The sequence below is a fragment of the Streptomyces sp. NPDC006235 genome, from assembly GCF_040613735.1.
GTDB lineage: Bacteria > Actinomycetota > Actinomycetes > Streptomycetales > Streptomycetaceae > Streptomyces.
The window spans coordinates 91,113-104,337 of record NZ_JBEXSR010000035.1; the positions used below are offsets into that span (position 1 = coordinate 91,113).

11 protein-coding genes are annotated in these 13,225 nt (G+C 71.3%); 5 read left to right on the plus strand and 6 right to left on the minus strand.

The genetic code is table 11. The features are described 5' to 3' along the window. Positions 1-60: 60 nt before the first annotated feature. The 3 genes from ABZ192_RS31780 to deoC are packed head-to-tail and all read right to left on the minus strand — an operon-like array spanning position 61 to position 3,370. Positions 61-945: an aldehyde dehydrogenase family protein gene (locus ABZ192_RS31780; protein ID WP_356927929.1), complete on the minus strand. Its 885-nt coding sequence runs from the start codon at positions 943-945 to the stop codon at positions 61-63. Continuing rightward, the gene (locus tag ABZ192_RS31785) at positions 938-2,374 is read right to left on the minus strand and encodes an aldehyde dehydrogenase family protein (protein WP_356927930.1); all 1,437 of its coding nucleotides are present in this window, start codon (positions 2,372-2,374) and stop codon (positions 938-940) included. Before ABZ192_RS31785 ends, ABZ192_RS31780 begins: the two co-directional genes overlap by 8 nt. A gap of 33 nt (positions 2,375-2,407) precedes the next feature. Then, positions 2,408-3,370 carry a deoxyribose-phosphate aldolase gene (gene deoC, locus ABZ192_RS31790; protein ID WP_356927931.1) on the minus strand — a complete coding sequence of 321 codons (963 nt, stop codon included), beginning with the start codon at positions 3,368-3,370 and terminating at the stop codon, positions 2,408-2,410. A gap of 114 nt (positions 3,371-3,484) precedes the next feature. Here deoC and ABZ192_RS31795 point away from each other — a divergent pair, with 114 nt between their 5' ends. Next, the gene (locus ABZ192_RS31795; RefSeq protein WP_356927932.1) at positions 3,485-4,201 is read left to right on the plus strand and encodes a PH domain-containing protein; all 717 of its coding nucleotides are present in this window, start codon (positions 3,485-3,487) and stop codon (positions 4,199-4,201) included. A gap of 114 nt (positions 4,202-4,315) precedes the next feature. Here ABZ192_RS31795 and ABZ192_RS31800 read toward each other — a convergent pair whose 3' ends face one another. The 3 genes from ABZ192_RS31800 to ABZ192_RS31810 all read right to left on the minus strand — a co-directional run bounded on the left by ABZ192_RS31800 (position 4,316) and on the right by ABZ192_RS31810 (position 7,735). Beyond that, positions 4,316-5,992, minus strand: a complete 1,677-nt coding sequence (locus ABZ192_RS31800; protein ID WP_356927933.1) for a phospho-sugar mutase — start codon at positions 5,990-5,992, stop codon at positions 4,316-4,318. A gap of 387 nt (positions 5,993-6,379) precedes the next feature. Next, positions 6,380-7,204 carry a purine-nucleoside phosphorylase gene (locus ABZ192_RS31805; RefSeq protein WP_020274367.1) on the minus strand — a complete coding sequence of 275 codons (825 nt, stop codon included), beginning with the start codon at positions 7,202-7,204 and terminating at the stop codon, positions 6,380-6,382. A 93-nt stretch (positions 7,205-7,297) separates the two neighbouring features. After that, entirely contained in the window at positions 7,298-7,735 is a 438-nt protein-coding gene (locus tag ABZ192_RS31810; RefSeq protein ID WP_356927934.1) for a gamma-glutamylcyclotransferase, read from the minus strand. Between the two features lie 97 nt (positions 7,736-7,832). Between ABZ192_RS31810 and ABZ192_RS31815 the strand changes: the two genes are divergently transcribed. From ABZ192_RS31815 to ABZ192_RS31830, 4 genes are all read left to right on the plus strand, one after another. Continuing rightward, positions 7,833-9,281 carry an NAD(P)H-quinone dehydrogenase gene (locus ABZ192_RS31815; RefSeq protein ID WP_356927935.1) on the plus strand — a complete coding sequence of 483 codons (1,449 nt, stop codon included), beginning with the start codon at positions 7,833-7,835 and terminating at the stop codon, positions 9,279-9,281. Positions 9,282-9,447: 166 nt separating this feature from the next. Next, positions 9,448-10,422, plus strand: a complete 975-nt coding sequence (locus tag ABZ192_RS31820) for a DeoR/GlpR family DNA-binding transcription regulator (RefSeq protein ID WP_356927936.1) — start codon at positions 9,448-9,450, stop codon at positions 10,420-10,422. Between the two features lie 428 nt (positions 10,423-10,850). After that, positions 10,851-11,684: a tRNA (guanosine(46)-N7)-methyltransferase TrmB gene (gene trmB, locus ABZ192_RS31825; protein WP_356927937.1), complete on the plus strand. Its 834-nt coding sequence runs from the start codon at positions 10,851-10,853 to the stop codon at positions 11,682-11,684. A gap of 58 nt (positions 11,685-11,742) precedes the next feature. Continuing rightward, on the plus strand, positions 11,743-13,128 hold the full coding sequence (locus ABZ192_RS31830) for a PrsW family intramembrane metalloprotease (RefSeq protein WP_356927938.1): 1,386 nt from the start codon (positions 11,743-11,745) through the stop codon (positions 13,126-13,128). Positions 13,129-13,225 lie beyond the last annotated feature (97 nt).

Genomic DNA, 13,225 nt, shown 5'->3' on the forward strand with positions numbered 1-13,225 from the left:
GAGAGAAGCCCCGGCCCTCCCGGACGGAGGAGGGCCGGGGCTTCCGCTGTGAGGGGCGCGCTAGTACGAGGAGCCCGAGGCGCCCAGTGACCCCGTGGGGTGCCAGACGGTTTTCGTCTCCAGGAACGCCGTCATGCGGTCGATGCCGGGCGTCTCCGCGTAATCCACAGGCTGTGGACGCAGGACGCGCTTGAGGTTGTCGGCCGCGGCGATCTCCAGTTCCTTCGCGAGGGCCTCGTCGGCGCCCGCGAGATCGATCGCGTTGACGTCCTGGTGGGCGGCGAGCGGGGTCGCGATCTCCGCCGAGCGGCCCGACAGGACGTTGACCACGCCGCCGGGGACGTCCGAGGTCGCCAGCACCTCGGCGAGGGAGAGCGCGGGCAGCGGCCCCTTCTCGCTCGCCACCACGACCGCCGTGTTGCCGGTCGCGATCACCGGGGCGAGCACCGACACCAGGCCCAGGAAGGACGACTCCTGGGGCGCCAGGACCGCGACCACGCCCGTCGGCTCGGGGGAGGACAGGTTGAAGAACGGGCCCGCCACCGGGTTGCCGCCGCCGACCACCTGGGCGATCTTGTCGGTCCAGCCCGCGTACCAGACCCAGCGGTCGATCGTCGCGTCCACGACCGCCGCCGCCTTGGACTTCGACAGTCCCTCCGCGTCGGCCACCTCACGCGTGAACTGGTCGCGGCGGCCCTCCAGCATCTCCGCGACGCGGTAGAGGACCTGGCCGCGGTTGTACGCCGTCGCGCCGGACCAGCCGCCGAACGCCTTGCGGGCGGCCACGACCGCGTCACGGGCGTCCTTGCGGGAGGACAGGGGTGCGTTCGCCAGCCACTTGCCCTTCGAGTCCGTCACCTCGTACACCCGGCCGCTCTCGGAACGCGGGAACTTCCCGCCGACGTACAGCTTGTAGGTCTTCAGAACGGTGAGCCGATCAGACATCGAGGTACGCCTCCAGGCCGTGGCGGCCGCCCTCGCGGCCGAAGCCCGACTCCTTGTAACCGCCGAACGGCGAGGTCGGGTCGAACTTGTTGAACGTGTTGGACCAGACGACGCCGGCGCGGAGCTTGTTCGCGACCGCCAGGATGCGGGAGCCCTTCTCCGTCCAGACGCCGGCGGAGAGCCCGTACGGCGTGTTGTTGGCCTTGGCGACCGCCTCGTCCGGGGTGCGGAAGGTCAGGACCGACAGCACCGGGCCGAAGATCTCGTCCCGGGCGACGGTGTGCGCCTGGGTGACGTTCGTGAAGAGCGTCGGGGCGAACCAGTAGCCGCTCTCCGGCAGTTCGCAGGCCGGCGACCAGCGCTCGGCACCCTCCGCCTCGCCCTGCTCGACGAGCGTGGTGATGCGCGTGAGCTGTTCCTCGGAGTTGATCGCGCCGATGTCCGTGTTCTTGTCGAGCGGGTCGCCGAGGCGGAGGGTCGACAGACGGCGCTTGAGGGAGTCGAGGAGCTCGTCGTGGATCGACTCCTGGACCAGGAGGCGGCTGCCGGCGCAGCAGACCTGGCCCTGGTTGAAGAAGATGCCGTTGACGATGCCCTCGACGGCCTGGTCCACGGGTGCGTCGTCGAAGACGATGTTGGCGCCCTTGCCGCCCAGTTCGAGCGTGACCTTCTTGCGGGTGCCGGCGACCGTGCGGGCGATCTCCTTGCCGACGGCCGTGGAGCCCGTGAAGGCGACCTTGTTCACGTCCGGGTGGGCCACCAGTGCCGCGCCCGCGCCGCCGTAGCCGGGGAGGATGTTGACGACGCCCTTCGGCAGGCCCGCCTGGCGGCAGATGTCGGCGAAGAACAGCGCCGAGAGCGGGGTGGTCTCCGCCGGCTTCAGGACGACCGTGTTGCCGGTCGCGAGCGCCGGGGCGATCTTCCACGCCAGCATCAGCAGCGGGAAGTTCCAGGGGATGACCTGGCCCGCCACGCCCAGCGGCCTCGGGTTCGCGCCGAAGCCGGCGTGGTCGAGCTTGTCCGCCCAGCCCGCGTAGTAGAAGAAGTGCGCCGCGACCAGGGGGAGGTCCGCGTCGCGGGTCTCCTTGATCGGCTTGCCGTTGTCGAGGGTTTCGAGGACGGCGAGCTCGCGGGAGCGCTCCTGGATGATCCGCGCGATGCGGAACAGGTACTTGGCGCGCTCCGAGCCGGGCAGCGCCGACCACTTCTCGAAGGCCTTGCGGGCCGCCTGTACGGCGCGGTCCACGTCCGCCTCGCCCGCCTGGGCGACCTCGGCGAGGACCTCCTCGGAGGAGGGGCTGACCGTCTTGAAGACCTTGCCGTCGGCCGCCTCCACGAACTCGCCGTCGATGAACAGGCCGTACGAGGGCGCGATGTCGACGATCGAGCGGGACTCGGGGGCCGGGGCGTATTCGAATACCGATGACACGTTTTCCCTGTTCATGGGCTCGTTCATGGGATCTCAGTCCACCGTCACGTAGTCGGGGCCGGAGTAGCGGCCGGTGGCCAGCTTCTGGCGCTGCATCAGCAGGTCGTTCAGCAGCGAGGAGGCGCCGAAGCGGAACCAGTGGTTGTCCAGCCAGTCCCCGCCGGCGGTCTCGTTGACCAGCACGAGGAACTTGATGGCGTCCTTGGAGGTGCGGATGCCGCCCGCCGGCTTCACACCGACCTGGATGCCGGTCTGCGCCCGGAAGTCACGTACCGCCTCCAGCATGAGGAGCGTGTTCGCCGGGGTCGCGTTGACGGCGACCTTGCCGGTGGACGTCTTGATGAAGTCCGCGCCCGCCAGCATCCCGAGCCAGCTCGCGCGGCGGATGTTGTCGTACGTCGACAGCTCGCCGGTCTCGAAGATGACCTTCAGGCGCGCGGACGTGCCGCAGGCCTCCTTCACGGCGGTGATCTCGTCGTACACCTTCAAGTATCGACCCGAGAGGAACGCCCCGCGGTCGATGACCATGTCGATCTCGTCGGCGCCGGCGGCGACGGCCTCACGGACGTCGGCCAGCTTGACGGTGAGCGGGGCGCGGCCGGCCGGGAACGCCGTGGCGACGGAGGCGACCTTCACGCCGGAGCCGGCGACGGCCTCCTTGGCCACGGCCACCATGTCGGGGTAGACGCAGACCGCGGCCGTCGCGGGCGCCGTACGGTCGGTCGGGTCGGGCCGGACCGCCTTCGCGCCGAGCGCCCGGACCTTGCCCGGGGTGTCCGCGCCTTCCAGCGTCGTCAGGTCGACCATCGAGATGGCGAGGTCGATGGCGTACGCCTTCGCGGTCGTCTTGATCGAACGCGTGCCGAGGGAGGCCGCACGCCCCTCCAGGCCGACCGCGTCGACACCGGGGAGCCCGTGGAGGAAGCGGCGCAGCGCGCTGTCGGACGCGGTGACGTCCTTGAGGGGGTGAGCTGCGGTGAGTGCAGAACTGGGCATGGTCACCAGACGAGCATATCTACGCGCGTAGCGGCTGTACAGCCCCTGGGTTTGGTGCCTGGGTTCGGTCGGGTGGGTAGCAGTGGTCTGCACACGGTCCGGCAGAATCGGGGCATGACGAGCCCCGATTCCCAGTCGCCCGCGCCGCAGCCTCCGGAGCCCGAGTCCAAGGACCGGGTGTACCGGTCGGTTCCGGCCATCGCCGGTGGCGTCCTGCTGCTCGCCATCGCCGGGTGGCTCGGCATCGACGCGATCGTCTCGGGCGAGGGGCGCACGCCGTGGATGGCGCTCGCCGTGCTGATCCTGATCGTGCCGCTGGTCGCCGCGTTCACGCTGCGGCCCGCCGTGTACGCGGGTGACGACCGGCTGCGGATCCGCAACCCGTTCCGCGTCATCGTGGTCCCCTGGGGGCAGGTCGCCTCGCTGAAGTCCGCCTACTCGAACGAGGTCCTCACCGAGTCCGGCGCTAAGTACCAGCTGTGGGCCGTGCCAGTCTCGCTGCGCGCCCGCAAGAAGGCCGCGCGGCGGGAGATGCGCGCGACCGCGCAGGCGCGTCGGCACATGGGGCGGGACGAGGGGCGCGGCAGTGCGCTCGGGATGCGCGCGGGGCTGGGCTCCGGGCCGGGGCAGGGCCTCGCCGGCGGCCCGGTGTCGGACGGGCCCGCGCGGGCGGAGACCGACCGGATCATGGATGAGCTGCGCGGGCTGCACGAGGCGCGGCGCCGGGCGGAGACGGCGCAGGGGGAGGTGACCGTGCGGTGGGCGTACGAGGTGATGGGGCCGGCGGTGGCCGGGGCGTTGTTGGTGTTGATTTTGGTGGTGGTGGGGTGATGGTGACGGGCGGGGTTGTGGTGACGGGCGGGGTTGTGGGCTGAGGGAGGGCGGCCCCGGCCGGGGTGCTTGCCGGGGCGGGGCCGTCCTGTGGGCGTACGACCGCGGGTGCGGTCAGATGCCTGCCGCTGTCGACAGGTCGCGCTTGATCGACTCCAGTAGGGCCGTCGCCTGGGCGCGGGCCCGGGGGAGCTCGGCGTGGGTCGCGACCGGGATCACGACCTCCAGGTAGCACTTCAGCTTCGGCTCCGTGCCGCTCGGGCGGACGATCACCCGGGCGCCGTCGAGGGTGTAGCGCAGGCCGTCGGTGGGCGGGAGGGTGTCCGTGCCCTGCGTGAGGTCGTCGGTGCGCGTGATCGGCAGGCCGGCGAGTTCGGTCGGGGGCTGTTCGCGCAGGCGGCGCATCGCGGCGGCGATCAGGGACAGGTCCTCGACGCGGACCGAGAGCTGGTCCGTGGCGTGCAGGCCGTGTTCCACGGCCAGGTCGTCGAGGAGGTCGAGGAGGGTGCGGCCCTCCTGCTTGAGCTGCGACGCCAGTTCCGTGATCAGGAGCGCGGCCGTGATGCCGTCCTTGTCGCGCACGCCGTCCGGGTCGACGCAGTAGCCGAGGGCCTCCTCGTAGCCGTAGCGCAGGCCCTCCGCGCGGGCGATCCACTTGAAGCCGGTGAGGGTCTCGACGTGGGGGAGGCCGGCCTTCTCGGCGATACGGCCGACGAGGGAGGAGGAGACGATCGACTCCGCGAAGGTGCCGGTTGCTCCGCGACGGACCAGGTGGGCGGCGAGCAGGGCGCCTACCTCGTCGCCGCGGAGCATGCGCCAGGCGGTGCCGTTCTGGCCGTCCTGGTCGTCGACTTGGTCGTCTTGGCCGTCCTGTACGGCGACGGCGCAGCGGTCCGCGTCCGGGTCGTTGGCGATGATCAGGTCGGGGGCGGGCGTGGTCGCGCGGGCCGTCGCGAACGCCAGGTCCATCGCGCCGGGCTCCTCCGGGTTGGGGAACGCGACGGTCGGGAACTCCGGGTCGGGCTCGGCCTGCTCCGCAACGAGGGCCGGTTCCGGGAAGCCGGCGCGGGCGAAGGCGGCGAGGAGGACGTCCTTGCCGACGCCGTGCATCGCCGTGTACACCGTGCGGGCCGTGCGGGGGGAATCCTTGGCGAGTACGGCGTCGGTGCGGGCGAGGTAGGCGTCGAGGACGCTGTCGTCGAGGGTCTCCCAGCCTTCCGTGGGGCGCCGGACGGTGGTGAGGGACGGGACGGCGGCGATCTCCGCCGCGATCTCGGTGTCCGCCGGGGGGACGATCTGGGAGCCGTCGCCGAGGTAGACCTTGTAGCCGTTGTCGCGGGGCGGGTTGTGGCTGGCGGTGACCTCCACGCCGGCGACCGCGCCGAGGTGCCTTATCGCGAAGGCGAGGACGGGGGTGGGGAGGGGGCGGGGGAGGACGGCGGCGCGGAGGCCGGCGCCCGTCATGACGGCGGCGGTGTCGCGGGCGAAGTCGTGCGACTTGTGGCGGGCGTCGTAGCCGATGACGACGAGGCCGTCGTGGTGGCCCTGCTTCTTGAGGTACGCGGCGAGGCCGGCGGCCGCGCGGATGACGACGGAGCTGTTCATGCGCATGGGGCCGGCGCCGAGTTCGCCGCGGAGGCCGGCGGTGCCGAACTGGAGGGTGCCGCTGAAGCGGGCGGCGAGTTCGGTGTGGTCCTGGGCGTCGATGAGGCGGGCGAGCTCGGTGCGGGTTTCCGGGTCGGGGTCCTCGGTGAGCCACGCCTGGGCCTGTGCGATGAGTTCGTCGTGCACGGTCTGTGTCAGCCTCTCCGTTGTGTGGGTGGTGCGGGGTGCCTGCGGCGGCCTGTGGCTGGTTCGGTGGGGGTGCGCGTAGCGCCTACCGGGGTGCGGTGGGTCGGGGACGTGCCGGGGGGTGTCCGTCCTCGGAACGGCGCGATGGGGTTGCGTACCGACTAACCGTCCGTTGACGCGCCAACCGCTGCGGGCGGACACCCCCGGCACGTCCCCTTCCGTGCGTACGCGGGTGCGGGTGGGTCTCGCCTCAGCTGCGGGCAGTCGTGCCTCCCCCGGTGCCTTAAGGGCCTGGGAGGTGCCCCCAGGGCGGCACGGGTGGGCGCAGCGGCACCCCGTTCCGCCGGGCTGCGGACCCACCCCGCCCCAGCGATTACGCCGGGTTGCTTACAGGCGTCCCAGGACCTGGGCGAGCAGTGAACCCATGCGCGTCGCGGAGTCGCGGCCGGCCTGGAGGACCTCTTCGTGGTTCAGGGGCTCTCCGGTCATGCCCGCCGCCAGGTTCGTGACGAGGGAGATGCCCAGCACCTCCGCGCCCGCCTCACGCGCGGCGATCGCCTCCAGGACCGTCGACATGCCCACCAGGTCCGCACCGATGACCCGGGCCATACGGATCTCCGCCGGAGTCTCGTAGTGCGGGCCGGGGAACTGGGCGTAGACGCCCTCCTCCAGGGTGGGGTCGACCTCCTTGCACAGGGCCCGCAGGCGCGGGGAGTAGAGGTCGGTGAGGTCGACGAAGTTGGCGCCGATGATGGGGGAGGTGGCTGTGAGGTTGATGTGGTCGCTGATCAGGACCGGCTGGCCGGGGCGCATGCCCTCGCGCAGGCCGCCGCAGCCGTTCGTGAGGACGATCGTCTTGCAGCCGGCCGAGACCGCGGTGCGGACGCCGTGGGCGACCGCCGCCACGCCGCGGCCCTCGTAGTAGTGCGTACGGCCGAGGAAGACCAGGGCGCGCTTGTTGCCGATCCGGTAGGAGCGGATCTTGCCTCCGTGGCCCTCGACCGCCGGGGGCGGGAAGCCGGGCAGCTCGGTGACCTGGAGCTCGGCCTCGGGGGCACCGAGGGCGTCCACGGCCGGAGCCCAGCCGGAGCCCATCACGAGGGCGACGTCGTGGGTCTCGGCGCCCGTGAGTTCGCGCAGGCGGGCCGCGGCGGCGTCGGCGGCGGCGTGGGGGTCGCCCTGGATGTCGTCCGGAAGAAGAGATGCGTTCACGCGCACGAGGGTAGCCGGTGATTGCCTACGCGCGTAGATGGTGGACCTCACGGGGTGGCGATCGTTGTCTTGTCGTTTCCGACGAAGGGTGGGTCAGCAGGGGCGTTTGCGAAGTTCCATGACGTAGTCGTGGGGGGCGCCGGCCGATTCCGCCGCGTCGGCGATCTCTCCCAGGTAGCGGGCGGAGGGCAGGCCGCCCTCGTAGGCGTTGAGGGTGAAGGCCCACGCCTGTTCGTCACCCTCCAGGGTGTGGACCCGTACGCGTGTGCGGCGGTAGATGTCGAGCCCCACGCCCTCCCAGCGGTCGAGGGACTCCTCGTCCATGGGGGCGATGTCGTACAGCGCGACGAAGACCTGGGAGAGGGGGTCCTCGACGATCGTCGGCAGGGCGCCCTCCCAGCCCATGTGCTCGCCACCGAAGGCCAGCCGCCAGCCGTTCAGCCAGCCGGTGGCGCGCAGCGGCGAGTGCGGGGCACGGCGGGACATCAGCCGCGCGTCGAGGTTGCCGGCGTACGCGGCGTAGAGCGACATGGGGAGAGGGTACGGCAGGTGCCCGGGAGTCACTCGCGTAACGGAGCCGCATCGGCGGCGGGCCCCGGGGCGGTGCGATGTTGATGGGTGCGGGACAATGGGGTACGTGACTCGGATCGTGATCATCGGTGGCGGACCCGGCGGATACGAAGCGGCGCTGGTGGCCGCTCAACTCGGCGCGGAGGTGACCGTCGTCGATTGCGACGGTCTGGGCGGGGCGTCGGTGCTCACCGACTGCGTGCCGTCGAAGACCCTGATCGCCACGGCCGAGGTGATGACCACCTTCGACTCGTCGTACGAGGAGCTGGGGATCATCGTCGCGGACGACACCCCGCCCCTGGAGCAGAGCGCCCGGGTGGTGGGCGTCGACCTGGGCAAGGTCAACCGGCGTGTGAAGCGGCTCGCGCTCGCCCAGTCGCACGACATCACGGCCTCCGTGACGCGTGCCGGGGCGCGTGTCCTGCGCGGGCGCGGGCGGCTGGAGGGCATGCAGGCGCTCGACGGGTCGCGCAAGGTCGTGGTGCGCGCCGCCGACGGGAGTGAGGAGACTCTCACGGCGGACGCCGTGCTCATCGCCACCGGTGGACATCCCCGCGAGCTGCCCGACGCCCAGCCCGACGGCGAGCGGATCCTGAACTGGACCCAGGTGTACGACCTCGACGAACTCCCCGAGGAGCTGATCGTGGTCGGGTCGGGTGTGACCGGTGCCGAGTTCGCCGGGGCCTACCAGGCGCTCGGGTCGAAGGTGACGCTCGTGTCGTCGCGGGACCGGGTGCTGCCGGGTGAGGACCCGGACGCGGCGGCCGTGCTGGAGGAGGTCTTCCGGCGGCGCGGCATGAACGTCATGGGACGCACCCGGGCGCAGTCCGCCAAGCGGGTCGGGGACCGGGTCGAGGTGACCCTCTCCGACGGGCGGGTCATCACCGGGTCGCACTGCCTGATGGCCGTCGGTGCCGTTCCGAACAGCTCGGGCATGGGGCTGGAGGAGGCCGGGGTCCGGCTGCGCGAGTCCGGTCACATCTGGACCGACAAGGTGTCGCGTACGACCGCTCCGGGCGTGTACGCGGCCGGTGACGTGACGGGCGTGTTCGCCCTCGCCTCGGTGGCCGCCATGCAGGGACGTATCGCCATGTACCACTTCCTGGGCGATGCCGTGGCGCCGCTGAACCTCAAGACCGTCTCGTCGAACGTCTTCACCGACCCGGAGATCGCCACCGTCGGCTACACCCAGGCCGATGTCGACGGCGGGAAGATCGACGCCAGGGTCGTGAAGCTGCCGCTGCTGCGCAACCCGCGCGCCAAGATGCAGGGCATCCGCGACGGCTTCGTCAAGATCTTCTGCCGGCCGGGGACCGGGATCGTGGTCGGTGGTGTCGTCGTGGCGCCGCGTGCCTCGGAACTGATCCACCCCATCTCGATCGCGGTCGACAACAATCTGACCGTCGAACAGATTGCGAACGCCTTCACCGTCTATCCCTCGCTGTCGGGCTCGATCGCCGAGGTGGCACGGCAGTTGCACACCCGGAAGGACACCGGCGAGGGCTGAGGCCGGATCCGGCTCCTGCCTGGTCACGGGGAGTGTTCGACCATGCGTACGGCATAGGCGGCAGGACTAGGCCCCTATACCACTTCCCGCTGCTCCGTGCGAACATCTTCTGCTATTCAGCGCAAACTGCTGAAAGCAGACGGTCGCTGGCGTTACTGTCAGTTTCGTGTTCGCTGCAGAACGTCGCCAATTGATCCTCGAAATGGTGCGAGCGAACGGGGCCGTGTCGCTCCGTGAGCTCGCCCGCGTCGTCCAGACCTCCGAAGTGACCGTACGGCGGGACGTGCGCGCGCTGGAGGCAGAAGGACTCCTCGACCGCCGGCACGGCGGTGCGGTACTGCCGGGCGGTTTCACGCGGGAGTCCGGCTTTCCGCAGAAGTCTCATCTCGCGACCGCCGAGAAGACCGCCATCGCCGACCTCGCCGCGAATCTCGTGGAGGAGGGCGAGGCGATCGTGGTCGGGGCGGGTACGACGACCCAGGAGCTGGCCCGCCGGCTCGCCCGGGTGCCCGGGCTGACCGTCGTCACCAACTCACTGCTGGTCGCCCAGGCGCTGGCCCATGCCAACCGGGTCGAGGTCGTGATGACCGGCGGTACGCTCCGCGGCTCGAACTACGCCCTGGTCGGCAGTGGTGCCGAGCAGTCCCTGCACGGGCTGCGTGTGTCGCGGGCGTTCCTGTCCGGGAGCGGTCTGACCGCGGAGCGGGGGCTGTCCACGTCCAACATGCTGTCGGCGTCGGTCGACCGGGCGCTGGTGCAGGCCGCCGCGGAGGTGGTGGTCCTCGCGGACCACACCAAGCTCGGGACGGACACGATGTTCCAGACCGTGCCGACGGATCTCATCACCCGCCTCGTGACGGATGAGCCGCCCGCCCATGACGACCGTGCGGGTACGGAGCTTCAGGCGCTCGCCGATCAGGGTGTGCAGATCACTGTCGCGGGGGCGCCGGGGGGGTCGGCCGGGGCGGGAGGTCCCGGGGGTGATGCCGTCCCGGGGCGTCAGCAGCGTCGGGATGTGCCGTTGCCCGGGCCTCGGCGGCAGGTGCCGGGGGCGGGGAGTGGGTTGCGGTCGGCCACGATGCTCGGGGAGCAGAGTCCTGGGGCGGAGCGGGCGAGGGTGGCGGATCTGCGGCGGCGTTGAGAGCCGGGTGCTGGTCCAGGTGCTGTTGGTTGCCGGGCACCCGGCGTAGTTGCCGGGGCCGGGTGGGTGCGCAGCACGGCGGAGCGGGGTGCCGCTGCGCCCACCCGTGCCGCCTGGGGGCACTCCCAGGCCCTTAAGGCACTGGGGGAGGCACGACTGCCCGCAGCTAAGCGGGACCGGCGCCCGCACTCCCGCACGGCGAGAAGGGGACGTGTCGGGGGTGTCCGCCCGCAGCGGTTGGCGCGTCAACGGACAGCGAGTCGGTATCCGACCCCATCGCGCCGTTCCGAGGACGGACACCCCCCGGCACGGCCCCGACCCGCCACCACAGCGCAGGCGCTACACAAGCCCCCGTCACACCCGCGCAGGCCGCCGCAGGCACACCGCCCCCCCGGCAGCCACACCGCGGCCGTAAAATCGGTCTCACTGTGTCTGACTCCGTGAATACCCCCGAAGCCCCCCAGCCGCCCGCCTCCGGTGCCTCCATCCGGCACAGTCGGGGCAAGGGTGAGCCGCGTTTTCCCGATGGGCCGAAGGCCGATCCCGCTGGGTCGCACTTCGAGCGGCGGATCCGGAGTTTCCAGCCGCGGCGCAGCCGGGTCACAGCCGGCCAGGCGGACGCGCTTCAGCGGCTGTGGCCCAAGTGGGGCCTCGACATCGACGGCAGCCGAGCCCTCGACCTGTCCGACCTGTTCGGCAACGACAATCCCGTCGTCCTGGAGATCGGCTTCGGCATGGGCGAAGCCACCGCCCAGATGGCCGCCGCCGATCCCACCACCAACATCCTCGCCGTCGACGTCCACACCCCCGGCCAGGGCAACCTGCTCAATCTCGCCGACCGGAACGGCCTGTCCAACATCCGGGTCGGCAACGGCGACGCGATCATCCTCCTGCGCGAGATGCTCACCCCGGACTCCCTCGACGGCCTGCGCGTCTACTTCCCCGACCCCTGGCCCAAGAAGCGGCACCACAAGCGCCGGCTCATCCAGCCCGACTTCCTGACCCTCGCCGCCACCCGCCTCAGGCCCGGCGCGATCGTGCACTGCGCCACCGACTGGGAACCGTACGCCGAACAGATGCTCGACGCACTCACGGCACACCCCGCCTTCGAGAACACGCAGGCGGACGGAGGTTTCGCGCCCCGTCCCGACTTCCGCCCCCTGACCCGTTTCGAGGGCCAGGGGCTGGACAAGGGACATGTCGTGAACGACCTCCTCTTCCGCCGCGTACAGCACGTGGACCAACCCCCCGCCGGCGCCTGACCGCATTCGCGTCCCTTCCGCCTGCGGACAGCGCCCATCCGTCGTTAGGGTCAATGCCGTGGCCACCTGCCCCCCACACCCATATCCCCGTGGTCCCGTCGACGGCGCACCCGCCGCCACCCCCCTGCGGCACGCCCACTGGTGGCAGCGCACATGGGTGCGCTACGGCGCGGTGACCACGCTGCTCGCGATATCCGGCCTCGTCATCCTCGCCCTGGTCCGCGAAGAGACCGGCACGGAAGGGTTCCTGGTCGGGCTGGGGCTGGCCACGCTCCCGGTGCCCCTGCTCATAGCCTCGTTCCGCTGGCTGGACCGGGTCGAACCGGGCCCCTGGCGGAACCTGCTGTTCTGCTTCGCCTGGGGCGCCTGCGCGGCGGCGCTGATAGCGATCGTCGCCAACAGCTTCGCGACCAGATGGATAGCGACGGCCACGGCGGATCCCTCCAGCGCGGACACACTCGGCGCGACCGTCATAGCGCCGGTGGTCGAGGAGATCGCCAAGGCGGCGGCCGTCTTACTGGTCTTTCTCTTCCGCCGCCGCGACTTCACCGGCATCCTCGACGGAGTCGTCACAGCCGGCGTCACCGCCACCGGCTTCGCGTTCACGGAGAACATCCTCTACCTGGGCACCGCCTTCGGCACCGACCAGCTCACCGGCGGCACCGGCATCGCCTCCGTCACGGCGGCGACCTTCTTCGTGCGCGTCATCATGTCGCCGTTCGCGCACCCGCTCTTCACCGTGCTCACCGGCATCGGCTTCGGCGTCTCCGCCCTCGCTGCGGACCGCCAGCACATCCGCCGGGTCGCCTTCCCGCTCTCGGGGCTGCTGCTCGCGATGGGCATGCACGCGATGTGGAACGGCTCGTCCTCCTTCGGCGAGTACGGATTCTTCGCCGTGTACGCGGCGTTCATGGTGCCCATCTTCGGGCTGCTGACGTGGCTGGTGATCTGGACCCGGCAGCGGGAGCTGAAGACCGTACGGGCGGAGCTGCCCGCCTACGGCGTGGCCGGGTGGCTGTCCCCGGTCGAGCCGTACGCCCTCGGCTCCATGCGGGCCCGGCGGATCGCCCGCCAGTACGCCCGCCGCCACGCGGGCCGGGCGGCGGCACGGGAGGTCGCGCGCTACGAGGCGTACGCGACGTCCCTGGCGTTCCTGCGGCACCGGGGCCGCCGCGGCCGCGCCGGTGCCGACTTCGTCGTACGGGAACGGGAACTGCTGGACGAACTGTGGCGCCGCCGCGAGACGGCCCGCCCCGCGCTGGACTACGCCGCGCGCATCACGGCCCCTCCGGTACCGGTGGCGGCCCCACCGTGGCCGGTGCACGGGGCGTACGGGTACGGCTATCCGACACGGACACAGGCGCCGACGCCGTACCCCGCGTACGAGACGCCATACACCGCGTACGAGACGCCGTACCCCGCCTACAACCCGTACCGGTCCTAGGTCGTGTCCGCAAAGTGGTTGGCGCGTTGGTCTGTGCGTGGTGCGTCGTCATGAGCTGACCGATGAGTCGTGGGCGGTGATCGAGCCGTTGCTGGCT

Excerpts from the sequence above, each read along its gene's own strand:
- ABZ192_RS31810 (WP_356927934.1), bottom strand. The coding sequence starts at position 7,735 with ATGTCGCTCTACGCCGCGTACGCCGGCAACCTCGACGCGCGGCTGATG.
- deoC (WP_356927931.1), bottom strand. The coding sequence starts at position 3,370 with ATGCCCAGTTCTGCACTCACCGCAGCTCACCCCCTCAAGGACGTCACC.
- ABZ192_RS31795 (WP_356927932.1), top strand. The coding sequence starts at position 3,485 with ATGACGAGCCCCGATTCCCAGTCGCCCGCGCCGCAGCCTCCGGAGCCC.
- ABZ192_RS31815 (WP_356927935.1), top strand. The coding sequence starts at position 7,833 with ATGGGGTACGTGACTCGGATCGTGATCATCGGTGGCGGACCCGGCGGA.
- ABZ192_RS31780 (WP_356927929.1), bottom strand. The coding sequence starts at position 945 with ATGTCTGATCGGCTCACCGTTCTGAAGACCTACAAGCTGTACGTCGGC.